Here is a 13,640-nt window from a genome sequence, read left to right as displayed (position 1 = left end):
GGCCAGGACGGGGCCGAGCGCCAGCGGGCCCACGGCCAGCGTCAGCCGGTGCACCGGCGCCGCCGCCACCCGCCGCACGTCGGCCCGCGCCGCCCGGATGCGCAGCAGCAGCGGCCCGGCGTGCTCCAGCAGCCGCTCCCCCGCCTCCGTCGGCGCCACCGGCCGGCGCGACAGCAGCGGCGCGCCCAGATCGGCCTCCAGCGCCGCCACCTGCTGGGAGACGGCCGACTGCGTGTAGCCCAGCTCGGCGGCCGCCGCCGAGAACGAGCCCAGCCGCGCCACCGTCACGAACGTCCGCACCAGATGAGGATCCATCAGGAACGCTTATAGCACATGCAGTCATTATCGTTGGCGCTTACCCGGTGCCGGGGGTCACGATGGCGAGCATGAGAATCGCCCTGGTCGGAGACCGCTCCCCCGGCGTGCGCGCCCACACGCGCATCCCCCTGCTGGTGGAGGCGTTGCGTGAACGCGACGGCCTCGCGCTCGACCCGTACTGGATCCCCACCACCGACGCCGGCGGGCTGGACGGCTTCGACGGCATCTGGGTGGTGCCCGGCAGCCCGTACGCCAGCGAGGAAGGCGCCGTCGCCGCCGTGCGCACCGCGCGCGAGCGGCGCATCCCCTTCCTGGGCACGTGCGGCGGCTTCCAGCACATGCTGCTGGAGTACGCGCGCGGCGTGTGCGGGCTCGACGTCGCCCACGCCGAGAACGGCCCCGGGCACGACTACCTGCTCACCCCGCTCGCGTGCACGCTCGCCGGGCACGAGGCCCCGGTACGGCTGGCCGCCGGGTCGCTGATCGAGCAGATCATGGGGGCGCGCCAGACCGTGGAGGCCTACAACTGCTCCTACGGGCTCAACGACGGCTACCGGCGGACGCTGGAGGAGCACGGGCTGGTGTTCTCCGGCCACGGCGACAGCGACGAGAGCGGGGCCGGTGAGGCGGTGCGGGTGGCCGAGCTGCCGGGGCATCCGTTCTTCCTCGGCACGCTGTTCCAGCCGGAGCTGGCCGGTGACGGCAGCCGCGCGCACCCGGTCATCGCGGCCTTCGCCGCCGCCGTCGCCCGCCATGCCGCCGCCCGGCAGCCGGCCGCCGGATAGCGGGGGCTCACTCGCCGCCGGGGAGATCGGGGGGCTCGGCGGGCAGGACGGCCCGCAGGCGCCACCCGCCCTCCGGCGCGGGCCCGGCCTCGACCCTGCCCCCGGCCTGCGCCACCCGCTCGGCCAGCCCCCGCAGCCCGCTGCCCGCCACCCCGCCGGCCTCTTTCCGGGTGGCGGGGCCGTCGTCGTGGACGGTGACCGAGTGCGAGGCCACGGTGATGGTGACGCGGGTGGCGGCGCTGTGCCGCAGGACGTTGGTGACGCCCTCACGCACCACCCAGCCCAGCAGGTCCTGCGCCCACGGCGGCGGCGGGGCGCCGGTGCGGCGCACGTCCGGGGTGAGGCCCGCGGCGCTCAGCACGTCACCGGCGCGGGCCAGCTCCCCGTTCAGCGAGCCCTCGCGGTAGCCGGTGACGGCCTCGCGGACCTCGGCCAGCGCCTGGCGGCCGACCGTCTCGATGTCGGCGGCGTGCCGTCCTGCCTGCTCGGGGTCGCGCTCGGCCAGGCGGCGCACCGCCTCGGCCTTGACGACGATGACCGACAGCGTGTGCCCGAGCAGGTCGTGCAGGTCGCGGGCGAAGCGCAGCCGTTCGCGTTCGACGGCCGTCTCGGCCAGGCGGCGGCGGGTGCCGGCCAGCTCGGCGATGAGCGCGTGCAGGTGCATGATGAACGCCACCACCAGCCCGGCGCTGAACGTCCCCCACGCCAGCGCCATCACCGGCTCCAGCCCGCCGCCGGTGACCAGCGTGACCAGCGCGGCCGCGGCCGTCACCGCCAGCAGCGGCGCCAGCAGGGCGGCCCGCACCGCGCGGCCGGCCAGCACCAGCCCGCACGCGATGCCCGCCAGCGGGAACAGGTACAGCCAGCCGCCGGCGAACAGCGCCGCCAGGCCCGTCACCGTCACCCCCAGCAGGGCCAGCGCCACCGTGGCGGCCACGGTGCGTGAGCGGAAGGCCAGCAGGACCGCCGCCGCGTACAGGAGGATGACGGCGGCCAGGCCCGGCCAGGCCAGCCAGGCGGGGCGGCTGTCGCCGGCCGCGGTGTCCCACGCGGCGGCGACGCCGATCAGGGCGAAGGCGAGGAACCCGGCGCCGGACGGCGGCCCGTAGGGGCGGCCGCCGGGCGCGCGGGCGGGGTCGGTGGTCATCGCCTCCCACGTTAGACGGATGTCCGATCACGGTAAGTAACACGGTGATCGGGGGATCTGCGTGAATCTGTGGGAGTACATCGCCGACCGGCGGGATCTGCTGCTCTTCGAGACGGCGCAGCACGCCAGCATGGTGGCGCAGTGCGTGCTGGTGGCCGCCGTGATCGGCGTGGCGGTGGGCGTCGTCACCTACCGGCGGCCGCGCGGGGCGGCGCTGGCCACCGGCACGGCCGGGGTGCTGTTCACGGTGCCGTCGCTGGCGATGCTCGGCCTGCTCATCCCGGTGCTGGGGCTGGGGGTGGCGCCGAGCGTGACGGCGATCGTGCTGTACGCGCTGCTGCCGATCATCCGGAACACGGTGGTGGGGCTGCAGGGGGTGGACCCGATGCTGGTGGACGCGGCGCGCGGGATCGGGATGAGCCGGCTGCGGGCGCTGACACGGATCGAGCTGCCGCTGGCCTGGCCGGTGATCCTGACCGGCATCCGGGTCTCGACGCAGCTGGCGATGGGCATCGGCGCAGTGGCCGCGTACGTGTCGGGGCCGGGGCTGGGCGAGCAGATCTTCTCCGGGCTGGCCCGGCTGGGCGGCGCGAACGCGGTGAACTCCACGCTCACCGGCACGCTCGGCGTGGCGCTGCTGGCGCTTGCGTTCGACGCGTGTTTCGTGCTGCTGGGGCGGCTGACCAGGCCGGGAGGCCGCCGTGCCTGAGACGGCGGCGGGCGGCGGCGGAGTGCCGATCGAGCTGCGCGCGGTGACCAAGCGCTTCCCCGGCGCGGCCGCGCCCGCGGTGAACGAGCTGGACCTGACGATCGCCGCCGGGGAGATCGTGGTGCTGCTCGGCCCGTCGGGGTGCGGCAAGACGACGACGATGCGGATGATCAACCGGCTGGACGAGCCCACGTCCGGCGACATCCTCATCGGCGGGCGCAGCGCCCGCGACATCGACCCCGACCGGCTGCGGCGCAACATCGGGTACGTGATCCAGCAGGCCGGGCTGTTCCCGCACCTGACGGTGGCGGCCAACATCGCGCAGGTGCCGCGCCTGCTGAAGTGGGACTCCGGCCGGATCGCACGCCGCGTGGAGGAGCTGCTGACGCTGGTCGGGCTGGACCCGGCGACGTTCGCCCAGCGCTACCCCAGAGCGCTGTCGGGCGGCCAGCAGCAGCGGGTGGGGGTGGCCAGGGCGCTGGCGGCCGACCCGCCGGTGATGCTGATGGACGAGCCGTTCGGCGCCCTGGACCCGATCACCCGCGAACGGCTGCAGGACGAGCTGCTGCGGCTGCAGGAGGAACTGGCCAAGACGATCGTGTTCGTGACGCACGACGTCGACGAGGCGCTGAAGATCGGCGACCGGATCGCGATCATGGAGCGGGGGGCGCGGATCGTCCAGTACGCGCGACCGGCCGAGATCCTGACCGCGCCCGCGGGCGAGTACGTCGAGCAGTACCTGGGCGGCGGTTCGTCGATGCGGCTGCTGCGGCTGACGAAGGTGGGCGACATCCGGCTCGACTCGGTGCCGCACGCCACCGCCGGCGCCGACGCGCGCGCCCTGCTGGCCCAGGCCGAGGACGAGGGCCGCGACTTCGCGCTCGTCGTCGACGAGGCGGGCCGGCCGCGCCGGTGGGTGAGCGCCGCCGACCTGGCCGCCGCCCGCGGGCCCGTCGGCGAGCTGGGCGAGGAGACGGGGCCGCCGATCGGGCACCGGATGACGTTGCAGGACGCGCTGGAGGCGCTGCTGAACGCCGACAGCGACGTGGTGCCGGTCGTCGGCCGCGGGCAGGCGTACGCGGGGGTGCTGTCGCTGAGCACGGTGCAGAACGCGATCCAGGCGATCAAGGCGCGCGAGCGGGAGCGCCGCCGCCGGCGCCTGTCCGGCCTGACCGGCGACAGCGGAGACGGCGGATCCGGTGACGGCGGGCCCGGGGGCGGCGGGTCCGGGCCGGGGGGTGGGGCGTGACCGTCAGCGGGTCGGCCGCGCAGCAGGCCGCCATCCCCGAACCGGACGTCGGCCGCTCCTGGCACATGCTGCTCGCGCCGCTCGTCTACCTGGCCGTGGCCGCCGCGATGGTCGCCTACACCCAGCTGGTGCCGCTGGACGACATCGAGCGCAGCGCGCTGCGGCTGCCGTTCCTGGCCCGGCGCACCTGGGAGCACATCCGGCTGGTGTTCTACTCCACCGTGCTCGTGCTGGTGGTCGCGCTGCCGCTCGGGGTGCTGCTGACCCGGCGCGCCCTGCGCAGGGCCACCCCCGTGGTGCTGGCCGTGGTCAACGTCGGGCAGGCCACCCCGGCCGTCGGCCTGATCGTGCTGCTGGCCGTGGTGTTCCGGATCGGGTTCTGGACGGCGGTCGTCGCGCTGTTCGCCTACAGCCTGCTGCCGACGCTGCGCAACACGATGGTGGGCCTGGAACAGGTCGACCCCCGGCTGATCGACGCCGGGCGCGGCATCGGCATGTCGGCGTTCGGCGTGCTGTGGCGCGTCGAGCTGCCCATGGCCGTCCCCGTCATCCTGTCAGGGGTGCGCACCACGCTCGTGCTGAACGTCGGCACCGCCGGCATCGCCGCGTTCATCGGCGCGGGCGGCCTCGGCGACCTGATCACCGCCGGGGTCAGCACCCAGCGCAACCTCGTGCTGATCACCGGCTGCGTGCTCATCGCCGTGCTGGCCATGCTCATCGACTGGGCCGGCGGCGTCGCCCAGCGGCTGCTGTCGCCCAAGGGGCTCACATGAGACCCGCGCTCCTGCTGATGCCGGCGGTGCTCGTGGCGGTGCTCGTGGCGGTGCTCGTGGCGGCGGCCGGGTGCGGGCTGCGGCCGGCCTCGGCGTTCATCCCGCCGGTCGGGCCCGGCAGCATCCGGCCCGTCCCCGCGCTGGAAGGCGTACGGCTGCAGGTGACGTCGAAGGAGTTCACCGAACAGCTCATCCTCGGCAAGATCGCCGTGCTCGCGCTCACCGTCGCCGGCGCCGACGTCGCCGACCGCACCAACGTGCAGGGCAGCGTCAACGCCCGCCGCTCGCTGACCCGGGGCGACGCCGACCTCATGTGGGAGTACACCGGCACCGGCTGGATCACCTACCTCGGCAGGAGCGACCCGATCACCGACGCGGCCCGCCAGTACGAGGCCGTGCGCGAGCTGGACCTGCGCCGCAACGACATCGTGTGGCTGCCCCCCGCCCCGCTGAACAACAGCTACTCCATGGCCGTCACCCGCGCCACCGCCACCCGCTACGGCATGCGCACGATCTCCGACATCACCCGGGTGCCGCCCGAGCGGCGCACGTTCTGCGTCGACCACGAGACGTTCGGCCGCTCCGACGGGTTCCTCGGCATGCTGCGCGCCTACGGCCTGCGCTACGGCACCGACGTGCAGCCGTCGAAGGTGCGCCGCGTCTCCACCGGCGTGCTGTACGACTCGATCGCCAGCGGCCAGTGCACGCTCGGCATGGTCACCACCACCGACGGCCGGCTCGAAGCGCTCCACCTGGCGCTGCTGGAGGACGACCGCCACTTCTTCCCCCTCTACCACCCGTCGGTCACCATCCGCGGCCCGGTCGCCCGAGAGCACCCCGAGATCGCCCGCGTCTTCGCGCCGATCAGCGCCAAGCTCACCGACGCGGTCATCCGCAAGCTGAACGCCCAGGTCGACGTGGACGGCGACGTGCCGGTGCTCGTCGCCCGCGACTGGCTGCGCTCGCAGGGCTTCATCACCTGAGCGGGCCTAGGATCGTGCCCGTGTTCACACTCGACGACGTGCTCGAGGTGCTGGCGCTGATCGAGGACGCCGGCTGCCGGACGTGGATCGGCGGCGGCTGGGGCGTCGACGCCCTGATCGGCCGGCCGACCCGGCCGCACCGCGACCTCGACCTGCTGCACCGGGCCGAGCAGGAGCCCGCCCTGATCGACGCGCTGACGGCCGCCGGGTTCGCCGAACAGCCCGGCGCGGTCCCCGGGCGGCCGGTCCGCTTCGTCATGGCCGACGCGCGCGGGCGCGAGCTCGACCTGCACCCGCTCACCTTCGCCGCCGACGGGTCGGCCGTCCAGCCCGCCGACGCGCACGGCGCCACCTTCCCCTACCCGGCCGGCGCGTTCACCTGGGGCACGCTGGGCGGGCGGCGCGTGCGCTGCCTGTCGGCCGCCCAGCAGGTGACCTTCCACCAGGGCTACGAGCCGGCCGAGCGGGACGTGCACGACATGCGGCTGCTGCGCGAGACGTTCGGCGTCGACACGCCCTTCTGAACGCGCCTCACGCGACGGCCACCTCCAGGGCGCGCAGCCGGTCCGGCTCGGCGACCACGTCGACGCCGGTGATCAGATCCCCGTCGAAGGTGAAGGTCAGCACGACCGACAGGCGGCCGTACGGCGCCATCGCCAGCGCCGGGACGCCGTCGACGAGCGCCACGCCGGTGAAGCGGGCCCGGCCGGTGGCGGCCATCGCGCCCTCGGCCACCCGGCGGGCGCCGCGCACCACGATCGGCTCCGGCGTCGGCACGACCCGCCGGTCGGCGTGCAGGACGACGTCCGGGTGCAGCAGCTTGACCAGCGCCTCGAAATCCCCGCCCCGGGTGGCCGCCAGGAACGCCTCCACCACCCGCCGCCGCTGCGGCGCGTCCGGGCGCGGCGCGTCGCCGCCCCTGACGCGGCGGCGCGCCCGGCTGGCCAGCTGCCTGACCGCCTGCGGCGTCCGCTCCAGCATGACGGCGATGTCCTCGAACGGCACCGCGAACAGGTCGTGCAGCACGAACGCCAGCCGCTCGGCCGGGCTGAGCCGGTCCAGCACCACCAGCAGCGCCACCCCGACCGAGTCGGCCAGCACCGCCTCCTCCTCCGGGTCCGCCCCGCCCGTCAGCCCGCCCGCCGGCCCGCCGTCCGGCCCGCTCTGGGCCTCCAGCGGGTCCTCGCGGCGGGTCCGGCGCGCGCGCAGCATGTTCAGGCACAGCCGCGCCACCACGGTCGTCAGCCACGCGCCCAGATTGTCCACGCCGGAGACGTCGGAGCGGCTCAGCCGCAGCCACGCCTCCTGGACGGCGTCGTCGGCCTCGCTCACCGAGCCGAGCATCCGGTAGGCCACGGCCCGCAGCCCGCCCCGGTGCTCCTCGAACAGCCCGGCCAGCCGGTCATCTGCGACGCGCTCGTTCACCCTGGTCCTCGTCCCTTCCCGCGATGGCGTGCGCACACCCTAACCGGACCCTCCCGGCGAAGCGGGACAGGGGTGGCCCGACGCGGCGAAAGCGCCGACGATGGCGTTGATCGTCTCCCCGGCCGCGAAGGAGCGCCCATGCCCGCCACCTCCACGCTGGTGCTCGTGCACGGCTTCTGGCACGGCTCCTGGTGCTGGAGCGAGGTCATCCCCCACCTGGCCGCCGCCGGCCGCGCCGCCGTCGCCGTCGACCTGGCCGGGCACGGGCTGCGCGCCCGCAGGCCCCGCTGGCTCACCGCACGCCCGTACGACCCCGAGGCCGTGCGCGCCGAGGTGTCGCCGGTGGGCGACGTGAGCCTGGAGCAGGCCGCCGCGCTGCTGACGGCGCAGCTCGAACGCATCGGCGGCGGCCGGCCGGTGACCGTGGTCGCCCACAGCGCGGCCGGCCCCGTGCTGATGCGCGTCACCGAGCGCAGGCCCGCCCTGGTCGCGCACGCCGTCTACCTGACCGCCTACCTGCCGGCCTCCGGCCTGTCGGCCGCCGCCTGCACGCGGCTGCCCGAGGCGGCGGCCGACCAGGTCGCGCCGCTGCTGCGCGGCGACCCCGCCCGCACCGGGGCGCTGCGGCTCGACCTGGCCACCAGCGACGCCGCCTACCGGCGTGCGCTGTACGAGGCGTTCTACGGCGACGTGGAGCCGGGGCTCGCCGGTGCCGCCACCGCACTGCTGACCCCCGACGGTCCCATCGGCATCATGCTCGGCACCACGACCCTGACCCGCGACGGCTGGGGCTCGGTGCCGCGCACGTACGTCATGTGCACGGCCGACCGGGCGATCGTGCCGGCGTTGCAGGCGAGGTTCGTGGCCGAGGCCGACGCCGCCTTCCCGGGCGATCCGGTGTCCGTGGTCGAGCTGGACGCCTCCCACTCGCCGTTCCTGTCGATGCCGGGACGGCTGGCCGACGTGCTGGCGGCGCTCGGCTGACGGGCGGCCGACGGGCGGCTGACGGGCGGCCGACGGGCGGCCCAGGCCCGCCGGCCGGGTCAGACGCCCCGGATGTCGTGCGCGCTGCCGGGCGCGGCGAAGGCGAGCAGCGCGGCGGCCTCCGCGCGGATCTCGTCGGCCTGCGCGCCGGTGACGGGCGCGAACAGCTCGACGCTCACCACGGCCTTGTCCCGCTTCCAGGTGCCGCGCACGAACCCGTCGACCAGCACCGTGCCGAGCACCTGGCCGTTGACGGTGATCACCCGCGGCCGGTCGGCGTCGGCGATCACCCGGGTGCGGTCGGCGTGGCTGAGCAGCAGGTTGTCGAACGGCGCCAGCAGCCGCACCGGCGCGGGCGCCTCACCGCCCGGCCGGGGCGCGCCGGGCAGGTCGAACAGCTCCCTGCCGTCCGGGCCCGTCAGCGTGACCAGCTCCGGGCGCAGCCGCTCGACCACCTCGCGCAGCCCGGTCAGCCCCGACCACGCCTGCGCGTCGGCCACCGTGGCGGGCCCGAACGCCGCCAGGTAGCGGCGCACCAGCGTCTCGGGCGAGGGCCTCGGGTCCGGGTCGCGGCCCAGCCACGACTCGGCCGTCGCGTACGTGGTCTGCCCCGAGCGGCCCCACACGGCGCGCGGCGGCACCTGCACGAGCGGGACGAGGATGCGCATGATCTGCGCCAGGTCGGCCGCCTTGACGCCGGGGAACTCGCCGGCCAGCCGGGCGCCGAGCGCCGCCCCGGTCAGCGGGCCGCCGTCCAGCGCCCGGCGGCCCGTCGCGACCACCGCGTCCAGGTCGAGGGCGGCGATGCGGCTGCCGTACGCGCTGTGCAGGTAGCGGGTGAGCTGCGGCTGCGTCAGCGGGCGCAGCGTGAGGCTGTCGGCGGCGCTGACCAGGTGGACGGTGCCGCGCATGAGCACGAGCCTGACCACGTGGCGCTCCTCCAGCAGCCGCGCCAGCTCGCCGGGCTCGAAGCCGGACAGCCGCGACCACAGGCCGAAGTACGGCGGGAACGGCGCCTGGGCCTGCAGGCCCACCAGGTGCTCGACGGCCTCCAGCGCGGTCATGGCGTGGCGGCGCAGCAGGAGCTGGCGGGCCAGCGTGGCGCGGTTGAGGTCACGCAGGGTGATCACGGGGTGGCTCCGGGGGTCATGCCGTCGAGGAGGTAGGCCAGGCCGCGGGTGAAGGCGGCGTCCCAGTCGGGGTCGAGGCCGTGCGCGGCCAGGGTCGGGTAGGCGTCGCGGTGCTGCTGGAGGTGCCGGGCCAGGCCGGGGCCGCTGCCGGCCGGGTCGCGGGCCTGCATGGTGGCCGAGCCGGTGACGAACGTCGACAGGCTGAAGGCCGCGGCGGTCAGGTCGGGGCCGGTGAACCCGGCCTCGGCCAGCGTCGCGTACAGGAACTCGGTGCGCTCCAGCGCGTTGGGGCCCATCAGCGGGCGGTCCAGCAGGCCGGTCGACCACGGGTGGCGCAGCAGGGCGGCCCGCCAGCCGGTGACCAGCGCCGCCGCCCGCTGCCGCCAGGTGCCGCCCTCGGGCAGCGGCACCTGGCCGAACACGGCGTCCAGCGCCAGGTCGAGCACGTCGTCCTTGGTCTTGACGTGCCAGTAGAGGGTGGTGGAGCCGGTGCCGAGCCGCTCGGCCAGCCGGCGCATCGTCAGGCGGGCCTCGCCCTCCTCGTCGAGCAGGGCGACGGCCTCGGCGACGATCCGGTCCAGGGTGAGGGGCCGGCGCTCGCGCCGGGCGGGCCGCAGCCACACGCTCTCGTTCACCACCCGACGATAATACGCTGTACGAGGACCGGATCGATGGTCTAGTAATGGAACAATGAGCCATGTCGAGGTGAGCGAGCTGACCTACCGGCTGCCGGACGGGCGGCCCCTGCTACGGGACGTGTCGTTCCGCGTCGGCGACGGCGTCGTCGCGGCGCTCGTCGGCCCCAACGGCGCCGGCAAGACCACCCTGCTGCGCCTGATCGCCGGCGAGCTGCGGCCCGCCGCCGGCCGCGTCGCCGCCTCCGGCGGGATCGGCGTGCTGCGCCAGTTCCCCGGCCCCGGCACCGTCGCCGAACTGCTGCTCGCCGTCGCCCCCGCGCCGATCGCCGCCGCGGCCGCCGAACTCGCCGAAGCCGGCCGCGACCTGGACGGCGAGCCCGCCCAGCTCCGCTACGCCCAGGCCTTGGCCGACTACGCCGACACCGGCGGCTACGCGCTCGAAGTGGTCTGGGACACCTGCACCACGCTCGCCCTCGGCCGCCCCTTCGACGCCGTGCGCGAACGCCCGGTCGAGACGCTGTCCGGCGGCGAACGCAAACGGCTCATGCTGGAGGCGCTGCTGCGCGGCCCCGACCGCGTCCTGCTGCTCGACGAACCGGACAACTACCTGGACGTGCCCGCCAAACAGTGGCTGGAACGGCGGCTGCGCGAGACCCCCAAGACCGTGCTGCTCGTCTCTCACGACCGCCACCTGCTGGCCGAGACCGCCGACCGCGTCGTCACCGTCGAAGCCGGCCGCGTGTGGGTGCACGGCGGCGGCTACAGCGGCTACGCCCGCGCCCGCCGCGAACGCGCCGAACGCCTGCACGACCTGCGCCGCCAGTGGGAGCGCGAACACGCCCGGCTGCGCGGCATCGCCGACACCCTGCGCCGCGGCGCCACCCGCAACGACGGCCTGGCCACCTCTTACCAGGCCGCGCTCACCCGCCTGGCCCGCTTCGAGGACGCCGGCCCGCCCGAACGCGCCCCCAAGCCGCAGAACGTGCGCATGCGCCTGCGCGGCGGCCGCACCGGCAAACGCGCCCTCACCTGCGAACAGCTCGCCCTGCCCGGCCTGCTGAAACCGTTCGACACCGAGATCTGGTACGGCGAGCGCGTCGCCGTCCTCGGCCTCAACGGCACCGGCAAGTCCCACCTGCTGCGCCTGCTCGCCGGCCAGCCCGTCGCCCACACCGGCGCTTTCACCCTCGGCGCCCGCGTGCGGCCCGGCCTGTTCGCCCAGACCCACCAGCGGCCCGACCTGGCCGGGCAGCCCATCGCCGACCTCGTCACGACCGGGACCGCCACCGGCCGCCCGCTCGAGCGCGACGAGGCCATGGCCGCGCTGGCCCGCTACGAGCTCGCCCCCGCCTGGAGGCGGCCCTTCGAGACGCTGTCCGGCGGCCAGCAGGCCCGGCTGCAGATCCTCCTGCTGGAGCTGTCCGGCGCCACCCTGCTGCTGCTCGACGAGCCCACCGACAACCTGGACCTGGCCGGGGCCGAAGCCCTCCAGCAGGGCCTGGCCGCCTACCGGGGGACGGTGCTGGCGGTCACCCACGACCGGTGGTTCGCCGCCGACTTCGACCGCTACCTCATCTGCGCCGCCGACGGCCACGTCAGCGAGAGCGCCGAACCCGTATGGGACCGGTAGCCGCCCCTCAGGCCAGCGCGTGGACCAGCTCCACCGCCTCGCCCAGCGCCGCCGTCTCCTCCGCCGACATCGTCGGATTGGCCGCCCGCCGCGCGCACGCCTCGGCGAGCTGCCCGCCGAACAGCTCACCCCCCTGCTCCTCGGGGTCGCGGCACGACAGCAGCGACGCCAGCAGCAGCCGCGTCAGCTCCACCGGCTCCACCATCCGGGTCACCGCCGCCTGCGCCAGGATCAGCGCCGACGTCGCCCAGTCCAGCGCCGGCGGCCCCAGCTCGGCGTTCTGCCAGTCGATCACCACCGGGCCGCGCGGCGACAGCAGCACGTTGTCCGGATGCAGATCCAGATGCAGCACCCGCTCACCCGGCCCCGCCTGCGCGCCCGGCGGCACCGCGTGCAGGCGGCGCAGCAGCTCCGCCAGCATCCGGCCGCCCTCCTCGGGCGCCATCGAGCCGTCCACCAGCGCCACCAGCATCGTCGCGCCCGCCACCCGCTCCATCACCAGGTCCGTGGGCAGCGGCCGCTCCGGGAAGACCTTCGGCACCGGGAACCCCGCCGCCGCCACGAGCGTCATCGTCGCCAGCTCCCCGCCCGCGTCGTCACCGTCGCGGTAGCGGCGCAGCACCCGGCCCTCGCCCGCCTCGTACACGTCGGCGGTGCGGCCCCTGGCCAGCAGATCCCCCAGCATCATGCCCCCAATCTAGGCTCGGACCATGCGTTACGTGCTGATGATCGGATTCGACGAGGACACGGTCACCGAGGAACAGGCGCGATCCGGCTGCGAGGGCTGGAGCGAGGAGATGACCCGCCGCGGCGTCCTCGTCACCGCCGCCGGGCTGCGCCCGAAGACCGAGGCCACCACCGTGCGCGTCCGCGACGGCGAGGTGCTGCTCACCGACGGGCCGTTCGCCGAGACCAAGGACCAGATCGGCGGCTTCACCGTCATCGAGTGCAGCGGCCTGGACGAGGCCGTCGCCATCGCCGCCGCCCACCCCTTCGCCCGCTACGGCAGCATCGAGATCCGGCCCCTCCAGGAGGCGCCCCTTCCCTGACGAACTTCTCCCGGCGGGGGTGTCGGCGGGCGGGCCCGCCGTTCGTCGTAGGGGCATGAACACAGTCATCTCCCGCGACGGCACCCCCATCGCCTGCCACAGCACCGGCACCGGCCCGGCACTCGTGCTGGTCGTCGGGGCCTTCAACGACCACTCCACCGGGACGCAGCTGGCCGGCCGGCTCGCCGCCGCCTTCACCGTCCACACCTACGACCGGCGCGGCCGGGGCGACAGCGGCGATCTCGCCCCCTACACGGTCGAGCGCGAGCTCGACGACCTCGACGCCGTGATCGACGCCGCCGGCGGGGCCGCGGCCGTGTTCGGCTACTCCTCCGGCGCCCTGCTCGCCCTGCACGCCGCCGCCCGCGGCAGCGCCATCACCCGCCTGGCCCTGTACGAGGCCCCCTACGACAGCGCGCCGCGCCTCGGGCCGGCCCAGCGGGTGGGCGAGCTCGTCAGGGCCCGACGACGGGGCGAGGCCGTCGAGTACTTCCAGGCCGAAATCGTCGGGATGCCCGCCGAGCTGGTCACCCGGTCCCGCAGTGCGCCGTTCCGGCCCGCGCTGGAGGCGATGGCCCACACACTGGAGTACGACCTGACCATCACCGGCACCCCCGTCGACACCCAGGCCGTCACGATCCCCGTGCTGGCCCTCGCCGGCGGCGCGAGCCCGGCCGCGATGCGCGAGCGCACGCACGCCCTGGCCGCGGCGCTCCCGGACGCCACGGCACGCGAGCTGCCCGGCGCCTCCCACCACCTCGACCCCGCCGCCCTGGCCCCGATCCTGACGGAGTTCTGCGCGCGCTGAGCACGGCAGGGA

General features: G+C 75.4%; 16 protein-coding genes. 10 read left to right on the top strand and 6 right to left on the bottom strand.

Features of this window, described 5'->3' with window-relative positions; translation table 11 throughout:
* On the bottom strand, window positions 1-315 hold a 315-nt coding region (locus AB0G11_RS44385), incomplete at its 3' end, for a LysR family transcriptional regulator (RefSeq protein WP_357592944.1).
* Between the two features lie 71 nt (window positions 316-386).
* Here AB0G11_RS44385 and AB0G11_RS44380 point away from each other — a divergent pair.
* Entirely contained in the window at window positions 387-1,103 is a 717-nt protein-coding gene (locus AB0G11_RS44380; protein ID WP_357592942.1) for a hypothetical protein, read from the top strand.
* 7 nt (window positions 1,104-1,110) lie between these two features.
* On the opposite strand, the gene AB0G11_RS44375 is transcribed toward AB0G11_RS44380, so the two are convergent.
* A complete protein-coding gene (locus tag AB0G11_RS44375; protein WP_357592940.1) occupies window positions 1,111-2,250 on the bottom strand; it encodes a histidine kinase in 1,140 nt (379 codons plus the stop codon).
* A 61-nt stretch (window positions 2,251-2,311) separates the two neighbouring features.
* Here AB0G11_RS44375 and AB0G11_RS44370 point away from each other — a divergent pair, with 61 nt between their 5' ends.
* The 5 genes from AB0G11_RS44370 to AB0G11_RS44350 are packed head-to-tail and all read left to right on the top strand — an operon-like array spanning window position 2,312 to window position 6,488.
* The gene (locus AB0G11_RS44370) at window positions 2,312-2,959 is read left to right on the top strand and encodes an ABC transporter permease (RefSeq protein ID WP_219517320.1); all 648 of its coding nucleotides are present in this window, start codon (window positions 2,312-2,314) and stop codon (window positions 2,957-2,959) included.
* The gene (locus AB0G11_RS44365) at window positions 2,952-4,208 is read left to right on the top strand and encodes an ABC transporter ATP-binding protein (RefSeq protein ID WP_357592938.1); all 1,257 of its coding nucleotides are present in this window, start codon (window positions 2,952-2,954) and stop codon (window positions 4,206-4,208) included. Before AB0G11_RS44370 ends, AB0G11_RS44365 begins: the two co-directional genes overlap by 8 nt.
* Window positions 4,205-4,981, top strand: coding sequence for an ABC transporter permease (locus AB0G11_RS44360; protein ID WP_357592936.1), 777 nt, complete (start codon window positions 4,205-4,207; stop codon window positions 4,979-4,981). Before AB0G11_RS44365 ends, AB0G11_RS44360 begins: the two co-directional genes overlap by 4 nt.
* Window positions 4,978-5,964, top strand: coding sequence for a glycine betaine ABC transporter substrate-binding protein (locus AB0G11_RS44355; protein ID WP_357592934.1), 987 nt, complete (start codon window positions 4,978-4,980; stop codon window positions 5,962-5,964). The genes AB0G11_RS44360 and AB0G11_RS44355 overlap by 4 nt, the downstream gene beginning before the upstream one ends.
* 20 nt (window positions 5,965-5,984) lie before the next feature.
* Window positions 5,985-6,488 (top strand): hypothetical protein, encoded by a 504-nt coding sequence (locus AB0G11_RS44350; RefSeq protein WP_219517318.1) that lies wholly within the window; start codon window positions 5,985-5,987, stop codon window positions 6,486-6,488.
* A gap of 7 nt (window positions 6,489-6,495) precedes the next feature.
* On the opposite strand, the gene AB0G11_RS44345 is transcribed toward AB0G11_RS44350, so the two are convergent.
* The gene (locus AB0G11_RS44345) at window positions 6,496-7,389 is read right to left on the bottom strand and encodes a sigma-70 family RNA polymerase sigma factor (RefSeq protein ID WP_357592932.1); all 894 of its coding nucleotides are present in this window, start codon (window positions 7,387-7,389) and stop codon (window positions 6,496-6,498) included.
* A 138-nt stretch (window positions 7,390-7,527) separates the two neighbouring features.
* Here AB0G11_RS44345 and AB0G11_RS44340 point away from each other — a divergent pair, with 138 nt between their 5' ends.
* Window positions 7,528-8,373, top strand: a complete 846-nt coding sequence (locus AB0G11_RS44340; RefSeq protein ID WP_357592930.1) for an alpha/beta fold hydrolase — start codon at window positions 7,528-7,530, stop codon at window positions 8,371-8,373.
* A gap of 59 nt (window positions 8,374-8,432) precedes the next feature.
* Here AB0G11_RS44340 and AB0G11_RS44335 read toward each other — a convergent pair whose 3' ends face one another.
* Window positions 8,433-9,503 carry a winged helix DNA-binding domain-containing protein gene (locus AB0G11_RS44335; protein WP_357592928.1) on the bottom strand — a complete coding sequence of 357 codons (1,071 nt, stop codon included), beginning with the start codon at window positions 9,501-9,503 and terminating at the stop codon, window positions 8,433-8,435.
* Entirely contained in the window at window positions 9,500-10,138 is a 639-nt protein-coding gene (locus tag AB0G11_RS44330; RefSeq protein ID WP_357592926.1) for a TetR/AcrR family transcriptional regulator, read from the bottom strand. The genes AB0G11_RS44335 and AB0G11_RS44330 overlap by 4 nt, the downstream gene beginning before the upstream one ends.
* 55 nt (window positions 10,139-10,193) lie before the next feature.
* Between AB0G11_RS44330 and AB0G11_RS44325 the strand changes: the two genes are divergently transcribed.
* On the top strand, window positions 10,194-11,771 hold the full coding sequence (locus tag AB0G11_RS44325) for an ATP-binding cassette domain-containing protein (RefSeq protein ID WP_357592924.1): 1,578 nt from the start codon (window positions 10,194-10,196) through the stop codon (window positions 11,769-11,771).
* Between the two features lie 7 nt (window positions 11,772-11,778).
* Here AB0G11_RS44325 and AB0G11_RS44320 read toward each other — a convergent pair whose 3' ends face one another.
* On the bottom strand, window positions 11,779-12,459 hold the full coding sequence (locus AB0G11_RS44320) for a phosphotransferase (RefSeq protein ID WP_357592922.1): 681 nt from the start codon (window positions 12,457-12,459) through the stop codon (window positions 11,779-11,781).
* Between the two features lie 22 nt (window positions 12,460-12,481).
* On the opposite strand from AB0G11_RS44320, the gene AB0G11_RS44315 reads away from it, so the two are divergent.
* Both AB0G11_RS44315 and AB0G11_RS44310 read left to right on the top strand, forming a co-directional pair.
* Window positions 12,482-12,820, top strand: coding sequence for a YciI family protein (locus AB0G11_RS44315; RefSeq protein WP_357592920.1), 339 nt, complete (start codon window positions 12,482-12,484; stop codon window positions 12,818-12,820).
* Between the two features lie 55 nt (window positions 12,821-12,875).
* Window positions 12,876-13,628 carry an alpha/beta fold hydrolase gene (locus tag AB0G11_RS44310; RefSeq protein WP_357592918.1) on the top strand — a complete coding sequence of 251 codons (753 nt, stop codon included), beginning with the start codon at window positions 12,876-12,878 and terminating at the stop codon, window positions 13,626-13,628.
* Window positions 13,629-13,640 lie beyond the last annotated feature (12 nt).

It is taken from the genome of Nonomuraea sp. NPDC023979 (assembly GCF_040639085.1).
Taxonomy (GTDB): domain Bacteria; phylum Actinomycetota; class Actinomycetes; order Streptosporangiales; family Streptosporangiaceae; genus Nonomuraea; species Nonomuraea ceibae.
This window is presented reverse-complemented; position numbering and strand designations above follow the sequence as displayed.

What these genes read in the sequence shown, in the direction of transcription:
- AB0G11_RS44340 (WP_357592930.1), top strand. Translation starts at nt 7,528, where the DNA reads ATGCCCGCCACCTCCACGCTGGTGCTCGTGCACGGCTTCTGGCACGGC.
- AB0G11_RS44355 (WP_357592934.1), top strand. Translation starts at nt 4,978, where the DNA reads ATGAGACCCGCGCTCCTGCTGATGCCGGCGGTGCTCGTGGCGGTGCTC.
- AB0G11_RS44380 (WP_357592942.1), top strand. Translation starts at nt 387, where the DNA reads ATGAGAATCGCCCTGGTCGGAGACCGCTCCCCCGGCGTGCGCGCCCAC.
- AB0G11_RS44310 (WP_357592918.1), top strand. Translation starts at nt 12,876, where the DNA reads ATGAACACAGTCATCTCCCGCGACGGCACCCCCATCGCCTGCCACAGC.
- AB0G11_RS44325 (WP_357592924.1), top strand. Translation starts at nt 10,194, where the DNA reads ATGAGCCATGTCGAGGTGAGCGAGCTGACCTACCGGCTGCCGGACGGG.
- AB0G11_RS44375 (WP_357592940.1), bottom strand. Translation starts at nt 2,250, where the DNA reads ATGACCACCGACCCCGCCCGCGCGCCCGGCGGCCGCCCCTACGGGCCG.
- AB0G11_RS44315 (WP_357592920.1), top strand. Translation starts at nt 12,482, where the DNA reads ATGCGTTACGTGCTGATGATCGGATTCGACGAGGACACGGTCACCGAG.
- AB0G11_RS44320 (WP_357592922.1), bottom strand. Translation starts at nt 12,459, where the DNA reads ATGATGCTGGGGGATCTGCTGGCCAGGGGCCGCACCGCCGACGTGTAC.